Genomic DNA, 20,481 nt, shown 5'->3' with positions numbered 1-20,481 from the left:
GAAAATCTATTAAAAAAACTAAAATTTCTATGCTCAAACTTCTTTCTTCATTTTTAGCCCCCAAACATCAGATACTCACGATTTTATTGTGTCTGTGGAGTGGGGTTTTGCTTGCCAAAGACATCAAAATCACGGGGATTGTGACCGACAATGGCATAGGTGTGCCGGGGGTGACAGTGAAAGTAAAAGGTACAGCTACTGGTACTTTGACGGATGTAGAAGGTAAATACAGCATTACAGCCGACGAAAATGCTACCCTTACTTTTAGTTTTATTGGCTTCAATACTGTAGAAGAAAATATAGCTAACCGAACACAGATTAATGTCAATCTTACAGCTGCTTCTCAGGTGTTGGATGAGGTGATTGTGGTAGGCTATGGCTCGCAACGTAAGCGAGACTTGACGGGGTCGATTGGGAAAGTGAAAGGCGAGGAGCTGTTCAAACAGCCTGTTCAGACAGCTACGCAAGCATTGCAAGGCAAAGTAGCAGGGGTGCAGATTATCGCTTCGGGGCAGCCCAATACACAGCCACAAGTTCGGATTCGTGGGATTGGTTCGGCACTGGCAGGAGTCAATCCTTTGTATGTAGTAGATGGGGTTTTGACCGATGATATTCGCAACATCAACAACAACGACATTGTGAGCCTTGAAGTATTGAAAGATGCTTCTGCTTCAATTTATGGAGTGCGCGCCGCCAATGGGGTGATTTTGATTACTACCAAAAAAGGAAAAGCGGGTGAAATCAAAGTAAATTATGACGGCAATACGGGTTTTAGACAAGCGGCTAATTTGGTAAAAATGGCCAACAGAGACCAATACCTAGACTATCTCAAAGAAATAGCTCCTACTTTCAATGCGGCGGCGTCGCCTCATGCTTTTGCTGGTACTACCGATTGGTACGATGCAGTATTGCGCAGAGGCCAACAGCAAAACCACAACATCTCCGTTTCGGGTGGTAGCGAAAAAAGCACCTTTTACATAAGTGGTGGGTACATTGTGGATAATGGGATTGTGACAACAAACGATTTTAGACGTATCACATTTCGAATCAATAATGACTATAATATCAGTAAGCGATTGAAATTGACCACCCAACTCTCCTACACAAGAGGTAATGAAAAAGGAGTAGAACTAGGCGATACTTATCGGTCGGTTTATCGGGCTTCGCCTATGGTAATCGCTAAAGATGAGAATGGAAAGTATGGAAATACCTCAGCTTTTGGCAACGTGGGCAATCCGCTACTTTCGATGGATACCCGCAATGACCGTACCCAAACCAGCCGTTTTCAGGGAAATGTAGCTTTGGAATATACACCTATCGAATGGTTAAAACTTCGTACGGCTTTCAGTGCTGACAATGGATTTTCGAACAACCGCGTTTATCTGACACCTTTCCAAACCGACTTAAATACCTATATCACTTCGGGCGGAAATCAGCGTCGTTTGAATAGCCAACTCAATCTTACCGAAAACCGTTTTCTACGTTGGATTGCTGACAATACCGCTACTTTTGCCAAGTCTTTTGGGAAGCATGATGTGACTTTGTTGGTAGGAAGTATTACCGAAAAATTTACCACAAACCAAATTACGGGTTCTCGTATCAATGTCCCTGTCAACGAAGATTTGTGGTATTTGGGACTGGGGAATCCTGATTCTCAGCTTTCTAATGGTAGTACGGGCGACTTGCAAACGCGTCAGTCTTTTGTAGGTCGTCTTAATTACAATTTTGATGGTAAGTATTTGTTGACGGCTTCTCTTAGAAGAGACGGAAGTTCGAAGTTTGTTCAACGCTGGGGTAATTTCCCGACGATTGGTGCAGGTTGGGTACTTAGTGAAGAGAGTTTTATCAAAAATACGCTTCCTTTTCTGGATTTCTTAAAACTGCGCGGCAGCTGGGGTAAAGTGGGGAATGACAACATCGAAAGTGCTGCGTATATCCTTACGGCGGGAGTAAATGTCCCTTATTATTTTGGTTCAACGATTGCCTACGGTAGTGTGATTCAAGACATTAAAGATCAAAACCTACGTTGGGAAGCAAGCGAGCAAGCCGATATTGGTTTTGAATTTACGGCGCTCAACAATCGTCTATCCGGTGAGATGGATTATTACAACAAAAAAGTCAATGATGCTTTGGCGTACAGAATCATCCCTGCGATTTTTGGTGACCCTGACAATCAATTGCTTACCAATGTGGCCTCTTTTGTAAACAAAGGAATAGAACTATCGCTCAATTGGAAAGACAAAATTGGAAAAGGACTCAATTATACTTTTGGAGGTAATATTTCATTCAACAAAAATCAACTATTAGGTCTTAACGGAGGGCAGGCGCTTTTGGCGGGAAGTGTAGGGCAACAAGGTCTTGTGACTCGCACTGACAATGGCCGGGAAGTAGGAAGTTTTTATGTGCTCAATGCCATCGGGGTTTTTCAAAACCAAGCCGAAATTGATGCTTCTCCGGTCTTTGGAACCCGCGCCAACGTTAAGCCTGGAGATTTGAAATACCAAGACGTCGACGGAAACAATGTCATTGATGCCAACGATAAAATCTATGCGGGTTCTTATCAGCCCAAAGCCTATTATGGGTTCAATTTAGGACTTGATTTCAAAGGCTTCGATTTTAGTACCGATTTCTACGGAAGCTATGGAGGGAAGATTTATAACGGAAAGCGTGCTTTTCGTTTTGAAAACACCGACAACCTCGAAGCTGCTTATGCAGATGCTCGTTGGAAAGCTGACCGCCCCTCCAATACCGACCCACGCATCATCAATTCGGCTACCCCTGCTTCTACTTATTTTATCGAATCAGGCGATTTTATCCGCTTAAACAACTTGACTTTGGGGTATTCGATTCCGAAAGGCTTGTTGAACAAAGCCAAAATCGAAAGATGTCGCGTCTACTTTGTGGCTCAAAATTTATTTACAATTTCCAAGTTCAGCGGTTTTAGTCCCGAATTGCCCGCTGGCCCGCTTGAATCAGGAATTGAGCTAAATACTTACCCTACTACTCGTACCATTGCGGTAGGTCTCAATTTAGGGTTTTAAAGACTAGTTTTGGAAGTTAATACAAGCTTTTAATGGCTGATGTACGATTGACTTACTTTTAAGAATAGACAATTTACTACTCTCAATCCTTAAAAATGGATAAATAAGGGAGGAGTGCAAACTAAAATTACCGATGAAAAACATCAAATCATATATACAAAAAACCACTCTTTCATTGCTCACCATAGGTGTGTTGGGGGCTTGTGACGATTTTCTGAATACGCCACCGCAAGGTCAAATCTCCGTGGATGCAATCAAAAATGACCCCAATGCCGCCGAAACACTGGTGACAGGAGTATACAATAACCTTTGGGATGCCAACATGCACGGATTTTCGTATGTGGGGTTGACCAATATCGCCTCCGATGATGCCGACAAAGGCAGCACTGCCTCGGACGGGGCAGCTACGTATGGTCAGATGGATAATTTGAGTGCTGATCCAAGCAACGGCCTACTCAATAGTGTGTGGTCGGCTTATTATCGTACGATTGCCCGGGCCAATCAGGCTTTGGACAAACTTCCTCTAAGCCCCGCACCAGAGATTACGCGTAATCGTTTAACGGCTGAGGTGAGATTTTTAAGAGCCTATTGTTATTTCAATTTAGTTCGTTTTTGGGGTGGAGTAACGCTCCTCGACGGAGTTCCTAATGTGGATGAGCTAGGTAATCCTGTTTTGCAAAAAAGAGCAACCAAAGAAGAAACTTATGCCCTCATTGTCAGAGATTTGGAATATGCCAAAGCCAACCTTCCTATCAAAGGAGATGCTTCTACGGCAGTGGGAAGGGCTACCAAAGGTGCTGCAATGGGTTTGTTGAGTAAAGTGTTTTTATACCAAAAAAACTATCAAAGGGCTTTTTCCTTGGCCGATTCGGTGGTTAAAAATCAAGCGGGAAATTATAGCCTGCTGTCAGCCTATGAGAATATTTGGCGAGCGGCTGGAGCCAATGGCGCCGAATCACTCTTTGAAGTACAGACAGGTACCAACCTTTCTTGCAACGCTGCCATTAGCCAATATACTGTTTGTCAGGGACCTCGGGCAGGTGGCCTACGTGGCTGGACCGATTTAGGATTTGGGTTTGGAGGCCCTTCTGCTTCGCTATTGGCAGAATATGAAGTAGGAGATGTAAGACGAAATGCCACCGTGATTTCGGTAAGTTCTACTTCAGGCACAGTGCTTTGGGATGGTTTTAGGGTGCCTCGTCGAGATTCGGTCGAAAATAGCTACTACAACTACAAGGCTTATCATAGCCGTACTGCTGAGCCCAATTGTGGCGTAAACGACCGTCTTCCCAAAAACCTTCGTATTTTACGCTTAGCGGATGTGATGCTCATTAGAGCAGAGGCGGCTTTTGCTTTAGGCAATACTACTACGGCCTTGTCTGACATCAACGCCATTCGTAAAAGAGCAGGCCTAAAAGACTTGACGACCATTACCCGTGAGGCCATTTGGAAAGAACGCCGCCTCGAACTAGCCCTTGAGCACGACCGTCAATTTGATATTATTCGTCAGGAAGAGGTGCAGGCAGGAAGGGCGGTTGATGCCTTCAAAGCTCATGGTAAAACATTTGTGAAAAATAAACATGAATTGCTCCCTATTCCTGCGGTTCAGATTCAACTGAGTGGGGGAGTGTTGACCCAAAATCCGGGCTATTAGCAGCTAAATAAGTAGGTCGGTTGTCGTTTTTGATTAAAAATGGCAACCGACCCTCAAAAAATAGGGTAGCTTCATCACTCATTTATTAGCTCACTTTTAAACTTATTGGCTTTTGAAAAAGATATTAACAAACATTTTAAAAACAACCTATGGAGGAGTGTTGGCAGTGCTGATGAGCGTGTCGGCCACCTATGCACAAACTCTCTCCGATACGGCTTTGATGGATAGTGTTCAGCGTCAGACTTTTCGGTATTTTTGGGATTTTGCCGAACCCCATTCTGGACTAGCTCGTGAACGCTACCATCCTACGGGCAATTACCCCATGAATGATGCACACGTAGTGACAACGGGTGGTTCTGGCTTCGGATTTATGGCTATTTTGGTAGGTATTGAGAGAGGCTATATTAGTCGCAAGCAGGGTTATGAGAGGCTGGTAAAAATGGTCTCGTTTTTAGAAAAAGCGGATCGCTATCATGGTGCATGGTCGCACTGGATTGACGGAAATACGGGCAAGACCGTTCCGTTTGGTAAAAAAGACGACGGTGGAGACTTGGTCGAAACCGCATTTATGGTAGAGGGAATGCTGTGTGTACGTCAGTATTTTAAAAACGGAAATCCTGCGGAGCAGAAATTAAGCCAACGTATTGATGCGCTTTGGAAAGAAATAGAGTGGAATTGGTACACCCAAGGCAAAGAGACGCTTTATTGGCACTGGTCTCCCAATTATAATTGGCAAATGAATTTTGCACTAGAAGGCTATAACGAGGTATTGGTAACGTATATTTTGGCGGCCTCCTCTCCTAAGTTTTCTATCAAGCCTAGTGTGTATCATCAAGGATGGGCGCGGAATGGGGGAATCGTATCGGACAAAAAAAAATACGGTATCCCCTTGATTCTCAAACACAACTATGCCGAAGAGTACGGCGGGCCTTTGTTTTGGGCGCATTATTCGTTTGTGGGCCTTGACCCTCGCAAACTAAAAGACAAGTACGCGGACTATTGGCAACTAAACGTCAATCATACCAAAATCAACTATCAATATTGCGTCGAGAATCCTTTGCATTTTAAAGGATACGGGAAAGACTGTTGGGGGCTTACTTCAAGCTATTCACTAAATAAAGACGGAAGCACGGGCTATGATGGGCACAAGCCTTTTTATACCGACAAAGGGGTGATTTCGCCTACCGCAGCACTAAGTTCTATCCCTTATACTCCCAAAGAGTCGCTTAGTGCAATGCGTTTTTTTTACAAAAACAAATCATGGTTGTGGGGAAATGCGGGATTTTATGATGCTTTTAGCATTCACCACAACAACTGGGTGACACCTCAGTATCTGGCTATCGACCAAGGGCCAATTATTTGTATGATTGAAAACTATCGTACGGGATTTCTCTGGAACTTATTCATGTCTTGTCCCGAAATCAAGGCTGGATTGAAGAAGTTGGGGTTTAAGAATGGCTAAAATACCCCATAGACCGCAATGACGTCTCAATGCTAAGACGTCATTGCGGTGTTGTTACCACACTTTCTTTAAATTAGAAATAGTTGCCTCGGGGTCAGGAGCCGAAAATACAAAACTCCCTGCCACGAGTGCGCGTGCACCTGCATGATAGAGTAGGGGAGCATTGTCTTGATTGACACCTCCGTCTATCTCAATAATGGCCCGACTTTCTGATTCAGCAATCAAGGCCGCAAGTTGACGGACACGCTCGTAGGTACGTTCGATGAATTTTTGCCCACCAAAACCCGGATTTACGGACATAATCAGTGCCAAATCTATATCTTGAATGATATCTTGTAATACACTTACGGGCGTATGAGGATTGAGAGCTACGCCAGCTTTGGCTCCTAGCGATTTGATATGTTGAATAGTGCGGTGCAAATGAGGACAAGCCTCGTAGTGTACTGTCAGTATTTCGGCACCCGCATCACGAAAAGCTTCTAAATATCGCTCAGGCTGAACAATCATCAAATGGACGTCTAGGGGCTTTTGTGCGTGTTTTTTAATGGCAGCTGTGACAGGAAGACCAAAAGAAATATTGGGCACAAAAACGCCATCCATAATATCTACGTGAATCCAATCGGCAGCACTTCGATTGAGCATTTCTACGTCGCGCTGTAAATTGGCAAAATCGGCGGCCAATACAGAGGGGGCAATCAGAGGAGTATTCATAAAGCAATCAATGGGTGGGCAGTATGTGCGTGAGCACTTGTTTTACCTACCCATAATTAATATATTAGGATTAGTGGAGGTGCAAAGTTCACCTTTTTTTGTATAAATCGACACCTCCACTGTCAAAATCCCCCATTATCGATTGCTGGCTCTGAGAGAATCAGAAAACTCATACCTCACAAAAGGGGCGCTACTATCCGCCACAAACCGTTCGGTGTTTGAAGAATGACGGGATTTGGGCTGAAAATTTTGCTGTTTGTAATTGGCAGAAGTAGTACGGCGGGATTTGACCACAAAAGTTATACCACCCATTTTCTTTTTAGCCAATTGCATTTGTCGCTGTTCTTTGTAAGAAATATGAGGAGAATAGACAAAAGGAGCAGCACGGCGCAATTGAATCTTGTCGATTGTTTGAGGCTTGGCGTAGTTGTTGCGGTCTTCCTTGACTTTTTGTGCGTTGAGCAAATGAGTGCTCATGACAAAAAGCACTATCCAACCGCCTATGCGAAAGGATGTAAAAAATTTCATGTTATAATTTTATCGATTGTTGGAATACGGTCACTAAAGTAAAAAAATAGAGTTTATATACCTATTTTTTTACTCAAAAAAATTACTTATTTTCATTTTTTCTACCATTCTTACGATAGAAGGTGAACTATTGTAGTCGTGTACTTTCGTGTAAGGTACCCAAGCGAGAGCTTTTGACTCGCTATTTTGCTTAAGAGGAATTTGGCTATTGGCTTCAAACAAAAAGCGAATATCGTAATGCAAATGGGCGGCTTCTTTGGAATTGGCAGGAATGAGGTGTACGTCCACATCAAAGATTTGGGAGGATACGGCCCTGATGTCGTTGAGGCCTGTTTCTTCTTGGGCTTCTTTGAGCGCTACTTTCAAAATATCAGATTCGCCATCCGCATGTCCACCCGGCTGAAACCAGCGGTCGAGTTTTTGATGATGCATCAAGAGTGCTAATTGCGAGCTAGAATCAACCACCCAAGCCGAGCCAGTCACATGCCCAATAGCGAGCCATCGCTCAAAACAATCGGGGTTTTGGGCGACAAACTGAAGGGTATCTTGCCACATTTGATGCTCCTCATTGTCAAAGGGTATATGTTGATTAAGCAGGGTGAGTAATTGATTACGTTTCATTTTATAAAAATGTTTAATAGTAGATAGAGTTAGCGGCCTATCAGCTTCTTTTATTTATATTCGCGCCACAAACTCCAAAAATTTGAAACAAAACTGCTAAAAATCATGAAGAAATCATTGCCCTTACTAGCCTTATTGGCTGCTTCTACCTTTAGTTTTGCCCAGATTCGTACCCCTCAGCCTAGCTCATCTGCTACCCTAATGCAGAGTGTGGGTGTTACGGATATTACGGTAAAGTACTCACGTCCAAGCATGAAAGGTCGGGAGATTTTTGGCAAGCTCGTCCCTTATGGACAGTTTTGGCGTACAGGTGCCAACCAAGCAACGGCTATTGAATTTTCGACGGATGTTATGCTCGAAGGCCAAAATGTACCAGCCGGCAAGTACTTTTTGTATAGTATTCCTAATGCTGACACTTGGACGGTCATTATCAATAAGTCTGCCGCTACTGCGCCTGAGCAATACAAACAAGCAGATGATGTGGTACGCGTAAGTGTAAAACCTACGCAAGCACCTACTACCGAAACATTTGCGATTGGGTTTTCGGATATTACCGATTCTACTGCCAATCTTGATATAATGTGGGCACAAACCAAAGTAAGTACAAAACTTGCCACAAACACTACTAAAATGGTAGAAACGGCAATTGACAAAGCTGCTGAAGCAAGTGCAAACAACATGAATGCGGGAGCTAATTACTTACTTGGCAAAGGAATTAATCTCCAAAAAGCATTGTCGATGGTCAATCAGGCGGTAGCTTACAAAGAAACTTTCCGCAATCTATGGACCAAGGCGCAGATTTTAGGTAAACTAGGGAATTTTGCGGAAGCAGCTCCCATTGCCAAAAAAGCGCTTGACTTAGGACAATCGAGTGGTGACCCTTCGTTCGCGTTTTTTAAAGATGCTATTGAAAAAGGTGCCGCCGAATTTGCTTCCAAGATACCTGTTCCGGCGATATTGCCTAAAGGAAAGAAGAAATAACATTGAAAGTTGGGAAGGTATTTCCCATATACATAGCAAAAGCCCTGATTTTTATGGTCAGGGCTTTTATTGTAAGAAAGCTATCTTATGCTTAGTTACGACGCGTAATCTCGTCCCGAATTTTAGCTGCTTTCTCATATTCTTCGTTCGAAAGAGCTTCATCGAGTATTCGATGTAAATCCTCCAAACTCATGTTTTTGAGTTGGTCGTTTAGGGAGCGAGGTTTAGGACTTTGTACAAGCTCTTCAATCGCGTCTTCGGGTTCGTTTTGAGTTCCCGATACAATTCCCGCTTCTGACAAGATGGTTTCGTAGGTATAGAGAGGTACATTGAAACGGAGCGCAATCGCAATCGCATCTGAAGGGCGAGCGTCAATCACCGTTTCTCTCACACCGTCAGAACAGTAAATGCGGGCAAAAAATATTCCCTCGCGCAAGTCTGAAATTATAATCTCATTGACTGAATAATTAAATGCCTTGGCAAACGACTTAAACAAGTCGTGGGTCATGGGACGATTGGGCTGGATTTTTTCGATTTCGATGGCAATAGCCTGCGCTTCAAACATGCCAATAATAATCGGCAAGCGGCGATTTCCATACTCTTCTCCAAGTACCAGTGCAAAAGAGCCAGCCTGTGATTGGCTCGGTGAGAGCCCCAAAATTTCCAATTTTATTTTTTCCACTACTGTATTTATGTTAATATCTGTTATCAAATCCTCCAGAGGGTGATAACGGACAACGGATTCCCCTTGAGAGGATGCAAAAATAATAAACCTACAGAGAAAAAGGAAAGTTTTTCCATTCTCAGTAGGCTTATTAACATTGGAAGGGGCTTTTAGCGTTCCCGTATCAGAGAGTTTCGTTGACGCAAAAGCCCTAAACCTTATTTTGATTCTTTGACAGCTTTGGTAAGTCGTGGTAAAACGTCAAATACATCTCCTACGATACCATAATCGGCTGCTTTGAAAAAAGGTGCTTCGGGGTCTTTGTTGATGGCCACAATCACTTTTGAGGAATTGACACCTGCTAAGTGTTGAATAGCTCCCGAAATACCACAAGCAATATAAAGATTGGGCGCCACCTTGATACCAGTTTGTCCGATGTGCTCATGGTGAGGGCGCCAATCAAGGTCAGAAACAGGTTTTGAACATCCCGTGGCCGCTCCCAATGCTTCCGCCAAATCTAGTAGTGGCTGCCAATGTTCTGGGCCTTTCATACCGCGCCCTCCCGAAACGATAATGTCGGCTTCGGTAAGTGATAGCTCTCCGCTGGCTTTTTCTTGGTTGATGACTTTGGCCGTAAAATCGCCATCTGGTAAGCTTGGATTGAAACTTTCGACGGTAGCAGTTCCGCTACCTTCTTGGGCTTCGATGGCGTTTTTCTTGATTCCCAATATTTTGATATCACCTTTTACTTCGACAGTGGCAAAGGCTTTGCCTGTATAAATGCTACGCTTTACTTGGAAGCCATTGCTGAGGTCGGGGAGTTCGGTAACCCCCGACACGATACTTGCGCCCAATTTGGCTGCTACACGTGCCCCCATTGCATCAGAAAGCCCTGATTTTGGTAAAATGACGATTTTGGAGCTTTCTTGCTGAACTGCTGCGGCTAGTACGCTTGCATAAGCCATCGCGTTTTCGTTAGAAAGTGCAGCTTCGTTGGCATGAAGGACTTTGCTAGCGCCATAAGCCCCCGCTTTGGCAAGTTCATTTGAATCGGCATTGCCAATGGCCAAAACAGTGGCAGTAGTACTTTGGGTTTGGGCTACAGCCGCTCCGTAGGCAACGGCTTCGAGAGAAGTTTTTTTGATACTTCCGTTATCTAATTCTACAAATATTAAGACCGACATAAAAATCAAAGATTTAATGAAGTAAGTGTTTGATAGACAGGTGTCACTGTATTTACAATACTTTTGCTTCTGTTTTTAGAAGGCTAATAAGCGTTTCTGCTTGGTCAGCAGGAATCATTTTACAAGCTCCTTTGGGGGCGGGCAAGCTATAAGCCGTAAGCGAAGCAAGGTCGTTTACCTCAACAGGCTCTACGACTTTGAGAGGTTTGGTACGAGCCGTCATGATACCACGCATGTTTGGGATTTTCCACTCGGCGATAGGCTCTTGGCAGCCTAATACCAGCGGCAGAGGCGCTTCGAGGTGCTCTTTACCTCCTTCTATTTCCCGGGCAAATTTGGCGATATTGCCTTCTATATCAAGTTTCATAACGGGCGAAAACGACGGGATTCCGAGCATTTCTCCTACCAATCCGTGCACGACGCCACTATTGAAATCGATAGATTCACGTCCCATAAGTATCAAGTCATAATTCCCTTCTTTGGCTACGGCTGCGATTTGTGCCGCCGTAAAATAAGAATCTTGAGGGTCACAGTTGACGCGGATAGCGTCGTCAGCCCCAATCGCGAGTGCTTTCCGAATTTGCGGGTCACTGTCGGCTTCGCCTACATTGAGAACAGTAATACTGCCTCCCGATTTTTCTTTTAGCTCCACTGCTCGTGCCAAAGCATAATCATCATAGGGGCCTATCATATATTGAACTCCTGCTTTGTTGAGTTTGGTATTGTTATCAGTAAAACTAATTTTGGCTGATGTATCTGGAACATTGGTTATACAAACTAAAATTTTCATGGGTTTATTCAGATGGTTTGAAATATAACTTTTAGAAGATTTATTTTGTTGGTGCGAATATAAACAAGGTTTTTAAAAATAGTATGCTTGCATAATAATTTTTTATGAATAACAATCGCCTCACGTTATTACTACAATTTTTTGAAGAAGATCCTTCCGATCCTTTCAATATTTATGCCTTAGCGATGGAATATCAAAATAGCGATGCCCACCAAGCTGAGGTATATTTTCGGATGCTTTTGGAGAAACATCCTGATTATTTGCCTACTTACTACCATGCTGCGGCGTTGTTTGCTGAGATGGAGTTTTTTGAAGAAGCCGAAAAATTGTATCTCCAAGGGATGCAAGTGGCATTAAATCAGCAAAATACAAAAACTTATCAAGAGCTTCAACGGGCTTATCGTGCTTTCCAAGACGAGTATCTTTGACGTGGCTTCAGCAATAATCAAATGAAGAACGCCCAATTTTACTAAATTTTGTTAAACCCTGACACTTTGTCAGTTTTTTCAGGGATTCTTTCGTAACTTTGCGGCACTTCTTTGAGAGTCTTTATATAAATAGCTCTTACAGGAACTAACGACATTGACCAAGAAAATGATTACTTCAACATTAAAAATACTTTCGGAAACAGATAAAGAAGCCTGTGAGATTGTCAAAGTAAGCGAAGAAGAGCTGACGGTTGACAAAAAAAGACTTTTTATCGAAAGCTATGGGTGTCAGATGAATTTCTCGGATAGCGAAATAGTGGCGGCTGTGATGCGCAATGCTGATTTTGCTACTACTTCTAGCGAAGATGGTGCCGATGTGATTTTTTTGAATACTTGTGCCATTCGTGACAATGCCGAGCAAAAAGTTAGAAATAGGCTTCAGCAGCTCAACAACCTCAAGAAAAAACGTCCGGGGTTGGTGATTGGCGTGCTAGGATGTATGGCCGAACGCTTGAAAACTAAACTTTTGGAAGAAGAAAAAATGGTAGACATCGTGGCCGGACCCGATGCTTATCGTGATTTGCCAAGACTTGTAGAAGAGGCCGAAACGGGACAAAAAGCAGTCAATGTATTCTTGTCGCGCGAGGAGACCTACGCCGATATTTCACCTATTCGCCTGAATTCCAATGGTATTACGGCCTACATCAGCATCATGCGTGGTTGCGACAACATGTGTAGTTTTTGTGTAGTGCCTTATACTCGTGGGCGTGAACGTAGTCGTGATCCTTTTAGCGTCGTAGAAGAAGCTCGTCAGCTTTTTGCAGAAGGCTATCGTGAAGTGACGCTGCTAGGGCAAAATGTAGATAGCTATAAGTGGAAAAGCGAAAAAGGTAAAATAAAGCCACAAGACGAAATTGTAGAAAACGAAAATGTGACTACGGTCAATTTTGCCCAATTGTTGGAAATGGTGGCTTTGGTCAGTCCAGAGTTAAGAGTTCGGTTTAGTACTTCTCACCCCAAAGACATTACAGATGATGTGCTCTGGACCATGAAGAAGTACGAAAATATCTGCAAGTACATTCACTTGCCAGCACAAAGTGGTAATAGTCGGGTATTGAAACTCATGAACAGAACTTACGACCGCGAGTGGTACGTTCAGAAAATCGACCGGATTCGTGAGATTTTGGGCGAAGATTGTGGCATTTCGACCGATATGATTACGGGTTTTTGTACCGAAACTGAGGAAGAGCATCAAGACACACTCACGCTGATGGAATACGTAAAATATGACTACGCTTATATGTTTGCGTATTCTGAAAGACCTGGTACACCCGCCGCCAAAAAATACAAAGACGATATCGCCGAAGATATCAAGAAGCGTCGCTTGCAAGAAGTGATTGCGGTGCAGCTTAAGCATTCGGGCGAGCGCAACCAATTGGCACTAGGTAAAGTCCATAAAGTGCTTGTGGAGGGTCCTTCGAAGCGTTCGGATGCAGATTTGTGTGGTCGAAATGACCAAAATAAAGTGGTGGTGTTTCCAAGAGAACATTACAAAAAGGGAGATTATGTTCATGTATTAGTGACAGAATGTTCGTCGGCTACTTTGATTGGAAAAGTAGTAGAAGAAGTACCTGCTTAGTGGACTTTCTTAAAATTTATTTGTCATTTTTTGGTTTGCTAAATGCTTTCAAATCCCGAAATACAATCCATTAAAAATCGTTTTGGCATCATCGGAAATGCTCCTGCTCTCAACTACGCTCTCAACGTAGCCATGCAAGTAGCGGCCACCGATTTGACAGTGCTCATCACGGGAGAAAGTGGAAGTGGTAAAGAATCTTTTTCAAAGATAATTCATAATTTAAGTGCCCGTAAACACGGGCCCTTTATCGCCATCAACTGCGGAGCGATTCCCGAAGGAACGATTGATTCAGAGTTGTTTGGACACGTAAAGGGCTCTTTTACAGGGGCAATAGATGATCGTAAGGGGTATTTTGAAATTACCAATGGCGGTACCATCTTTTTGGACGAAATTGCCGAAATGCCCATTGGCACACAAGCACGTTTGTTGCGGGTTTTGGAAAACAAAGAGTTTATCCGAGTAGGTTCGTCGAAGGTTCAAAAAACGGATGTAAGAGTAGTGGCTGCTACCAACGTCAATTTGATAGATGCAGTTCAGCGGGGTAAGTTTCGCGAAGATTTGTATTATCGACTCAATACCGTCCCTATTGCAGTACCTCCACTTCGCGAGAGAGGGTCGGATATTGACATGCTTTTTCGGAAATTTACTACCGACTTTGCCGAGCGCTACCGTATCACGCCTGTTGTTCTCACCGCCGAAGCTCGTGAAATGCTCATTAGCTACAATTTTCCGGGCAATATTCGTCAGCTCAAAAATATTGCCGAACAAATACAAATACTGGAAGCCGACAATAAAGTCCCGATTACGCCCCAGACCTTGGTCAAATATTTGCCTAATTATGCTAGTTCTACCCGCTCAGTGACCCTGCACGGTGCTTTAAACAATGGTAGTGCCAATCCCGAATCATTCAATGAGCGGGAGTTGTTGTACAAAATCTTGTTTGATATGCGTCGCGATGTCAATGACCTCAAAAAATTGGTGCTAAAAGTATTGAACAATGAAGCCTATGGTAGTGATATTTTGCGGGAGCACGATGGGCTATTTAGTGGTATAGAAGCGGATAGCAACTTTGGGAAAGCGCTCTCCGAAACCAAACTTCTGCCAAGTCAACCTACTATCAGTAGCGGATCTACCATCACCAATCCGTCGTCCAACATTATTCAGATTTCGCCCTACGATGATGTAGAAGACATCGCACATGAAACCGCCGAAGATGAATCACTTTCGCTCGAACAAAAAGAAAAAGAGATGATTGTGAAAGCATTACAACGGAGTAATGGTAAACGTAAATATGCGGCGCAAGCGTTGGGAATTTCGGAGCGAACTTTATACAGAAAAATCAAACAATATGATATTGAAGAAGAATAACATGTTTAGGTATCGAGGATGGGTTGTTGTTCTTTGTTTGTTTCAGGCATGGGTTTGTAGCTCTTGTGGTATTTATTCTTTCAGAGGAACCACCTTAGCCCCTGATATTAAGAGTGTTACGATCAATAATTTTTCGATGGCAACCGCCGGTGGACCTGCAAACTTAGCTTTGCAGTTCAACGAAAAAATGAAAGAATATTACCAACGAAATACCAATTTGGCGTTGTTGCCCAACAATGGAGATCTTCAACTTGAGGGAAGCATTGTAGGCTATGAAGTCACTCCCGCAGCACCTACTTCCAACGACCAAGCTGCCCTAAACCGACTCACTATCAGTATTCAAGTGAAGTTTACTAATAACAAGGATGAAGAAAAAAACTTTGATCAATCTTTCTCCTTTTTTAAAGATTTTCCACAAAATCAAACACTGAGTCAGGTAGAAAGTCGATTGATTCCGCAGATTTTAGACCAAATCGTGCAGGATATTTTCAATAAATCGGCAGGAGACTGGTAATTTTTTTTATCAGAGACTGCCGGCTATTTTTGTGCATTTTTTATTGACCCCATATATGAGTAATCGTTACGTTAAAGAATCATTTTCTTACTGGACTACGCATCCAGAAGATACGGCGGAGACGGATGTTGTCCATTTGGAAGAAGCCGCTCAAGAGTATCCTTATTGTCAGGCATTGTATGTGTTGATTGCCAAGTCGTACATGAAGTATTTCCCTGACCGCTCAGAGACGAGTGTCCAAAAAGCCGCGGCTTATTCGTTGAGTCGCAATACACTGCGCAAATTGATCCAAAACGAGTTTGAATGGTCGCCTGCTTTGCGGAGTAGCCAATTTGAAAACGTGATATTGTGGCCGAAAGATTATCAGAAGACCCCTGCCTCCAATTATCAAGCGCCTTGGAAACTCCCACAATTACCAACGATTTCGTTGGAAGAAGACAATTTACAAATTTTAGTAGAACCTACCTCCGCCCAAAGCAAGCTGCCCGAAAGACCTCCCATCGATGACAGTGCTTTAAGAGAAAACGCCTTACAAACCGAATTGGAACAGATAGAAAGCTCAGTAGTGGAAGATACCCAACTCGATCATCGTGAACTTGAACGTTTGAAACAGATTGAAATTATTGATAGTTTTATTGAGAATGAAGCCAAAATGGGACCCATTAGAGCCAATCCCCATGAAGTGGTGACCGAACCAGAAGACCTTGCTAAAAAACGAAACATGACCTTCTCGGAAGGCGTAGTAAGCGAAGGAATGGCCAAAATTATGGTTAGACAGGGGAAAATTGAGCGGGCTATAGAAATATACGAACAGTTGATGTTGAAAAAACCAGAAAAAAAAGCGTACTTTGCTGAAAAAATTAAGGATTTAACCACTGAATGAAGTAATACATTGTACGTTTGATCGTCATAGCATCTGACGTTTAAGGTTAAACTTCTAAAAATTAAAAGATTATGTTCACCGTATTTATTGTATTGATTGCCATTATTTCCGTGTTGCTAGTACTTATAGTATTGGTGCAAAACTCAAAAGGCGGTGGTTTGGCAGGGGAATTTGGTGGAACAGGTGCCACTCAGATGTTTGGCGTAAAACGCACAACGGACTTGTTGGAGCAGATTACTTGGGGATTGGCTGGAGCAATGGCTATTTTGGCTTTGGTTTCAAACCTGTTTATTGGGGCTCCTCAAACTGATTCAGGCATCAACAGTGTCAATGTAGAGAAAGCAAATCAGCGCTCATTGCCAGCTGCTCCTACGACACCAGCACCTTCTACAACGCCTGCGCCAGCTCAGCAGCAACCTGCACCCGCGCAAAAATAGGCAAAAAGACATTTTCTATTAACAAAGCCCCAAGTCATTGGGGCTTTTGTTGTTAGAGGGTATAAAATGACACTAAACTAAGATAGAAGAGAATACTGCTTGGGTCTCAGTATCTATCACCAATATTCCTTCAGAGACAGCGTCTAATTGTCCTAACAGGCACCCTTCTTGATTCCAAACCGCACTCTGACCGGCACTTTCGAAATCGTCACAGTAGCCTACACAGTTTGACATCAGCACAGTCATGTTGTATTGGGAAGCGATGTGTGATAGTTGTTTTGAGGCTTTCTGAACTCCTTCAGCGGTTTTGGCTACACTAGCTATATAAACTTGGGCATGATGACGATGGGCGTTTTGGGCGTGTTCAGGAATGGACAGTTCATAGCAAATCGCAAGCGCCATGTGCGGAAAGGCTTTGATGACAACGCTATCATTTTGTCCATTCACAAAAAAAGGGAGTTCATCTTCATGCAGGTATTTTTTTGAATATACTTGGCGCGCCTGATAGGGATGAAAAATAATCATACTAATACAAATCCCATTTTGGGTACGAGTAGGCACTCCTATCCCAATAGTAATCTGATGAGTATCGCTTAAATCTTGAAAAATACTAAGCTGTACATCATCGGCTTCCTTTGCCAAATCTTGGGCAAGCGTAGGTTCATAACTTGATAGAGAAAGTTCTGGAAAAATAATGATATCCACCTCATGGCTTATCGCTACCCTAATGAGTTCGATATGCCGTTGGAGGTTGGTTTCAATCGCCCCCTTTTGAGGACGAATTTGGGCTACGCAGATTTTCATAGTCAAAAAAAATAAAACTCGTCCGATGCTTTCTTAACAATTGTCAATGAAATTGGGAAAACGTAGGAATACTTTTGTGAGGTGTTATCAAAAATACAACTTGTAATGAAAGTAAACCAAAAAAATGTACGTTGGATAGGAGGCTTGTTTTTGGCAGCTATGGTATTGTATGGCGTAGGTAATACCCTCATTTCGAGTTCTTCTATGACTTCGGATAGCCTTAGACTGGGTTTAGGTATATTACTCTCATTTGGAAATTCAGTGGCAGTAGTGGTGCTGGCGGTTATGATTTATCCATACTTAGAAACCTACAACAAGCAAATCGCCTTGGGATATTTGTGTACCCGCTTAGTGGAGTCGCTCCTGCTAGCAGTAGGAATGGTAAGCCTAGTGAGCGTAGTGGGATTACAGCAATCTCATCCTAATGAAGATGCGGCGCAGGTGATAGTAATGGCAGTGCAAAAGTCAAATTTTTGGGCTTATCAACTTGCCATGCTGACCTTAGGGGTAGGCAGTATAGGGTTTTGCTATACGCTTTGGAAGCTCAAATGGGTGCCTGCCTTTCTCGCAATATGGGGACTCGTAGGGTATTTGGGGTTAACTTTAGGGGCTATTTCCGAATTGTTTGGGTATCCAATTGGGCTTATCATGTCGCTACCGGGAGGCTTGTTTGAAGTTGCTTTTGGTATATGGCTCTGCCTGAAAGGTTTATCTTTTGACAGAATCAATGCCTTTGCATGATTCTCCGCCTAATTCTGCTGAGTGATTCTGGCTTTACCCCAATATAGCTAGCCAATTGGTATTGGGGGATGCGTTGGAGTAAGTTGGGACGTAACTCTCGCAATTTGATGTAACGTTGCTCAGGGGTGTCGGTTACATACGAGGCTGTGAGTTCTTGCTGCTGACCGTACACATTTCCCATAATATTACGAGAAATGGATTCAAATTTTGGAAAACGTTGATAGAGGGCATTCTCTTTGTCTTCATTGCCTACCACAAGAGTAGTATCTTCGTTGCAAACAAGATAATGATTTGAAGGGGTCTTTTGGGTAAAACTATTGAAGGATACAACCCAGTCATTTTCGGTGAAAAATTGAGTGGTTTTTTCTTCACCATCAATAAGATAATACTGCCTCACACACCCTTCCAATACAAAATAACATTCCATAGACACTTGTCCTTCTGCAAGTAGAATGTCTCCTTTTTGATAGCTTTTAATCGTCATGCTCTCCACTATAGCTTCGATTTCGTCAGCAGTGAGGGGCATGATTTCTGAAAAATAAGCAATAAGTTTTTGCTGCATGATAATTTTTGGATAGTGATATTTCTTATCTTAAGTCAACGATTTAAGCATGAAGAGTGAAGTAGTTTTGTGCGTTCAAATTTAACAAACAACTCATGAAAACACTAACTTCTCCACTACATCGAAAAATGGCTTTTGTCATGGGCTTATCCCTCCTAACAATGGCAATTTTTGCGGGAACTGCCTATGGATATGCCTTTCAAAATATCTATGTAGCCAACAATAGTACGGCCACGCTTGTCAATCTCAATCATTCCCAGCCGCTCTTTCGATTGTTCATTTTTTTGTTTGTGGTGATTTTGATTTTGGATGTTATTGTGGCATGGTCAATCTACATATTTTTCAAAGATATTGACGAACCTTTGTCTTTGTTGACGGCTTGGATGCGACTCATCTATGCGGCGTTGCTTGGAGTTTCGCTCCAAAACCCAGTGATGGTACTACAATTTCAGAAGTATATTCCTCAAAATGAAATGCTTATCAATAGTGCCTTGAATGGTTTTTTGGAAATGTGGTCTTTGTCGCTGATTGTTTTTGGGGGGCATTTATGTCTTTTGGGATATTTGGCCTTAAAGACCAAAGCACTTCCCAAAACGCTGGGCATTTTGGCGTTAGTGGCGGGAGGATGTTATTTAGTAAGCAATACCGCTAATTTGCTTTTGGAAGATTATCAGGGTATCAAAAGTACAGTGGAGGCTATTCTGAGCCTGCCGATGGCGGCGGGAGAGTTGGGCCTTGCGGTTTGGCTTTTGTGGAAAGGAAGGCAAAAGATTTCGTTAGCTTGATTTTAGAATCCTTTTTCTAATGCGACTGAGTGATTCGGGGGTGATTCCTAAATAACTAGCTAATTGGTGCTGTGGAACTCGTTGAAGCAAATCGGGGCGGTGGCTCAGTAAATGCTGGTAACGTTCTTCGGGAGAGCTTGTGATGAAATGCGTAAGCTTGTTTTGGATTTGTCCAAAATCTTGTTCCAACATCATGCGGGTGATGTGGGCAAGTTTTGGAAATTTTTGATACATTTTGTCTTCTTCGGTAGGAGTACCTACAATCACAATCGAGTTTTCATTGGAAACTAGATAACTTGTTGATTTACTTTGAGATGTATAGCTGCTGAAAAGCACCGCAGCTTGATTTTCGGTATAAAATTCGGTGGTTTTTTCATCTCCGTCCAAAATCACATATTGTCTTAAACACCCCCTTAGGACAAAATAACATTCGCGGGTAATATCTCCCTCTTTCACCAATATTTGTCCTTTTTTGAAGGCTTTTGCTTTGAGATGTGCCCCAATTTCTTCTGCTTCCTCTGGGGTTAGGCTGTCAAATTGTGAGACAAAACGAAGCACTTCTTCTCTCACATTCACCTCTGTTTGCTCCATATCAAGGGTAAAATTCGTTGGGTTACTACATTTTTAAAAATGTTTGATAAAAGTAATCGTAAATCACAAAAGACACCACGAACGGAGTTGCGA

At 42.8% G+C, this 20,481-nt stretch carries 21 protein-coding genes; 12 read left to right on the top strand and 9 right to left on the bottom strand.

Going from position 1 to position 20,481, the window contains the following annotated elements; genetic code table 11:
- Positions 1-29: 29 nt before the first annotated feature.
- The 3 genes from G563_RS0118825 to G563_RS35270 all read left to right on the top strand — a co-directional run bounded on the left by G563_RS0118825 (position 30) and on the right by G563_RS35270 (position 6,157).
- Entirely contained in the window at positions 30-3,041 is a 3,012-nt protein-coding gene (locus tag G563_RS0118825; RefSeq protein WP_051211069.1) for a SusC/RagA family TonB-linked outer membrane protein, read from the top strand.
- A gap of 133 nt (positions 3,042-3,174) precedes the next feature.
- Positions 3,175-4,695, top strand: a complete 1,521-nt coding sequence (locus G563_RS0118820; protein ID WP_028666663.1) for a RagB/SusD family nutrient uptake outer membrane protein — start codon at positions 3,175-3,177, stop codon at positions 4,693-4,695.
- Between the two features lie 112 nt (positions 4,696-4,807).
- Positions 4,808-6,157: a glucoamylase family protein gene (locus G563_RS35270; protein ID WP_310586561.1), complete on the top strand. Its 1,350-nt coding sequence runs from the start codon at positions 4,808-4,810 to the stop codon at positions 6,155-6,157.
- Positions 6,158-6,211: 54 nt separating this feature from the next.
- Here the strand turns inward: G563_RS35270 and rpe are convergent, their stop codons facing one another.
- The 3 genes from rpe to G563_RS0118800 form a co-directional block, all read right to left on the bottom strand.
- Positions 6,212-6,868 (bottom strand): ribulose-phosphate 3-epimerase, encoded by a 657-nt coding sequence (gene rpe / locus G563_RS0118810; RefSeq protein WP_028666662.1) that lies wholly within the window; start codon positions 6,866-6,868, stop codon positions 6,212-6,214.
- A gap of 135 nt (positions 6,869-7,003) precedes the next feature.
- Entirely contained in the window at positions 7,004-7,396 is a 393-nt protein-coding gene (locus G563_RS0118805) for a hypothetical protein (RefSeq protein WP_028666661.1), read from the bottom strand.
- 69 nt (positions 7,397-7,465) lie between these two features.
- Entirely contained in the window at positions 7,466-8,017 is a 552-nt protein-coding gene (locus G563_RS0118800) for an NUDIX hydrolase (RefSeq protein ID WP_037327514.1), read from the bottom strand.
- Positions 8,018-8,122: 105 nt separating this feature from the next.
- Here G563_RS0118800 and G563_RS0118795 point away from each other — a divergent pair, with 105 nt between their 5' ends.
- Positions 8,123-8,998: a DUF2911 domain-containing protein gene (locus tag G563_RS0118795; RefSeq protein WP_037327512.1), complete on the top strand. Its 876-nt coding sequence runs from the start codon at positions 8,123-8,125 to the stop codon at positions 8,996-8,998.
- Between the two features lie 91 nt (positions 8,999-9,089).
- On the opposite strand, the gene G563_RS0118790 is transcribed toward G563_RS0118795, so the two are convergent.
- The 3 genes from G563_RS0118790 to G563_RS0118780 form a co-directional block, all read right to left on the bottom strand.
- Positions 9,090-9,680 carry a bifunctional nuclease family protein gene (locus G563_RS0118790; protein ID WP_028666658.1) on the bottom strand — a complete coding sequence of 197 codons (591 nt, stop codon included), beginning with the start codon at positions 9,678-9,680 and terminating at the stop codon, positions 9,090-9,092.
- 200 nt (positions 9,681-9,880) lie between these two features.
- Positions 9,881-10,846 carry an electron transfer flavoprotein subunit alpha/FixB family protein gene (locus G563_RS0118785; protein WP_028666657.1) on the bottom strand — a complete coding sequence of 322 codons (966 nt, stop codon included), beginning with the start codon at positions 10,844-10,846 and terminating at the stop codon, positions 9,881-9,883.
- A 52-nt stretch (positions 10,847-10,898) separates the two neighbouring features.
- Positions 10,899-11,636, bottom strand: a complete 738-nt coding sequence (locus tag G563_RS0118780) for an electron transfer flavoprotein subunit beta/FixA family protein (RefSeq protein ID WP_028666656.1) — start codon at positions 11,634-11,636, stop codon at positions 10,899-10,901.
- Positions 11,637-11,740: 104 nt separating this feature from the next.
- Between G563_RS0118780 and G563_RS0118775 the strand changes: the two genes are divergently transcribed.
- From G563_RS0118775 to secG, 6 genes are all read left to right on the top strand, one after another.
- Entirely contained in the window at positions 11,741-12,064 is a 324-nt protein-coding gene (locus G563_RS0118775) for a hypothetical protein (RefSeq protein ID WP_028666655.1), read from the top strand.
- 166 nt (positions 12,065-12,230) lie between these two features.
- Positions 12,231-13,703 (top strand): tRNA (N6-isopentenyl adenosine(37)-C2)-methylthiotransferase MiaB, encoded by a 1,473-nt coding sequence (gene miaB, locus G563_RS0118765; RefSeq protein ID WP_028666654.1) that lies wholly within the window; start codon positions 12,231-12,233, stop codon positions 13,701-13,703.
- A 42-nt stretch (positions 13,704-13,745) separates the two neighbouring features.
- The gene (locus tag G563_RS0118760; protein ID WP_028666653.1) at positions 13,746-15,071 is read left to right on the top strand and encodes a sigma-54 interaction domain-containing protein; all 1,326 of its coding nucleotides are present in this window, start codon (positions 13,746-13,748) and stop codon (positions 15,069-15,071) included.
- Position 15,072: 1 nt separating this feature from the next.
- The gene (gene lptE / locus G563_RS0118755; protein ID WP_229598532.1) at positions 15,073-15,585 is read left to right on the top strand and encodes an LPS assembly lipoprotein LptE; all 513 of its coding nucleotides are present in this window, start codon (positions 15,073-15,075) and stop codon (positions 15,583-15,585) included.
- Between the two features lie 55 nt (positions 15,586-15,640).
- Positions 15,641-16,468: a DUF8458 domain-containing protein gene (locus G563_RS0118750; protein ID WP_037327510.1), complete on the top strand. Its 828-nt coding sequence runs from the start codon at positions 15,641-15,643 to the stop codon at positions 16,466-16,468.
- Positions 16,469-16,539: 71 nt separating this feature from the next.
- Positions 16,540-16,905, top strand: a complete 366-nt coding sequence (gene secG, locus G563_RS0118745; RefSeq protein ID WP_028666650.1) for a preprotein translocase subunit SecG — start codon at positions 16,540-16,542, stop codon at positions 16,903-16,905.
- A 72-nt stretch (positions 16,906-16,977) separates the two neighbouring features.
- On the opposite strand, the gene G563_RS0118740 is transcribed toward secG, so the two are convergent.
- Positions 16,978-17,709: a carbon-nitrogen hydrolase family protein gene (locus G563_RS0118740; protein ID WP_028666649.1), complete on the bottom strand. Its 732-nt coding sequence runs from the start codon at positions 17,707-17,709 to the stop codon at positions 16,978-16,980.
- Positions 17,710-17,814: 105 nt separating this feature from the next.
- Between G563_RS0118740 and G563_RS0118735 the strand changes: the two genes are divergently transcribed.
- Positions 17,815-18,450: a DUF4386 domain-containing protein gene (locus G563_RS0118735; RefSeq protein ID WP_028666648.1), complete on the top strand. Its 636-nt coding sequence runs from the start codon at positions 17,815-17,817 to the stop codon at positions 18,448-18,450.
- Here the strand turns inward: G563_RS0118735 and G563_RS0118730 are convergent.
- The gene (locus G563_RS0118730) at positions 18,434-19,012 is read right to left on the bottom strand and encodes a Crp/Fnr family transcriptional regulator (protein WP_028666647.1); all 579 of its coding nucleotides are present in this window, start codon (positions 19,010-19,012) and stop codon (positions 18,434-18,436) included. The two genes, G563_RS0118735 and G563_RS0118730, sit on opposite strands and share 17 nt — an antisense overlap.
- A gap of 95 nt (positions 19,013-19,107) precedes the next feature.
- Here G563_RS0118730 and G563_RS0118725 point away from each other — a divergent pair, with 95 nt between their 5' ends.
- On the top strand, positions 19,108-19,797 hold the full coding sequence (locus G563_RS0118725) for a DUF4386 domain-containing protein (protein WP_063828422.1): 690 nt from the start codon (positions 19,108-19,110) through the stop codon (positions 19,795-19,797).
- Here G563_RS0118725 and G563_RS0118720 read toward each other — a convergent pair.
- The gene (locus tag G563_RS0118720; protein ID WP_229598531.1) at positions 19,789-20,388 is read right to left on the bottom strand and encodes a Crp/Fnr family transcriptional regulator; all 600 of its coding nucleotides are present in this window, start codon (positions 20,386-20,388) and stop codon (positions 19,789-19,791) included. The genes G563_RS0118725 and G563_RS0118720 overlap by 9 nt on opposite strands.
- Positions 20,389-20,481 lie beyond the last annotated feature (93 nt).

Origin of the sequence: Runella zeae DSM 19591 (genome assembly GCF_000423565.1) — a bacterium.
GTDB lineage: Bacteria > Bacteroidota > Bacteroidia > Cytophagales > Spirosomataceae > Runella > Runella zeae.
This window is presented reverse-complemented; position numbering and strand designations above follow the sequence as displayed.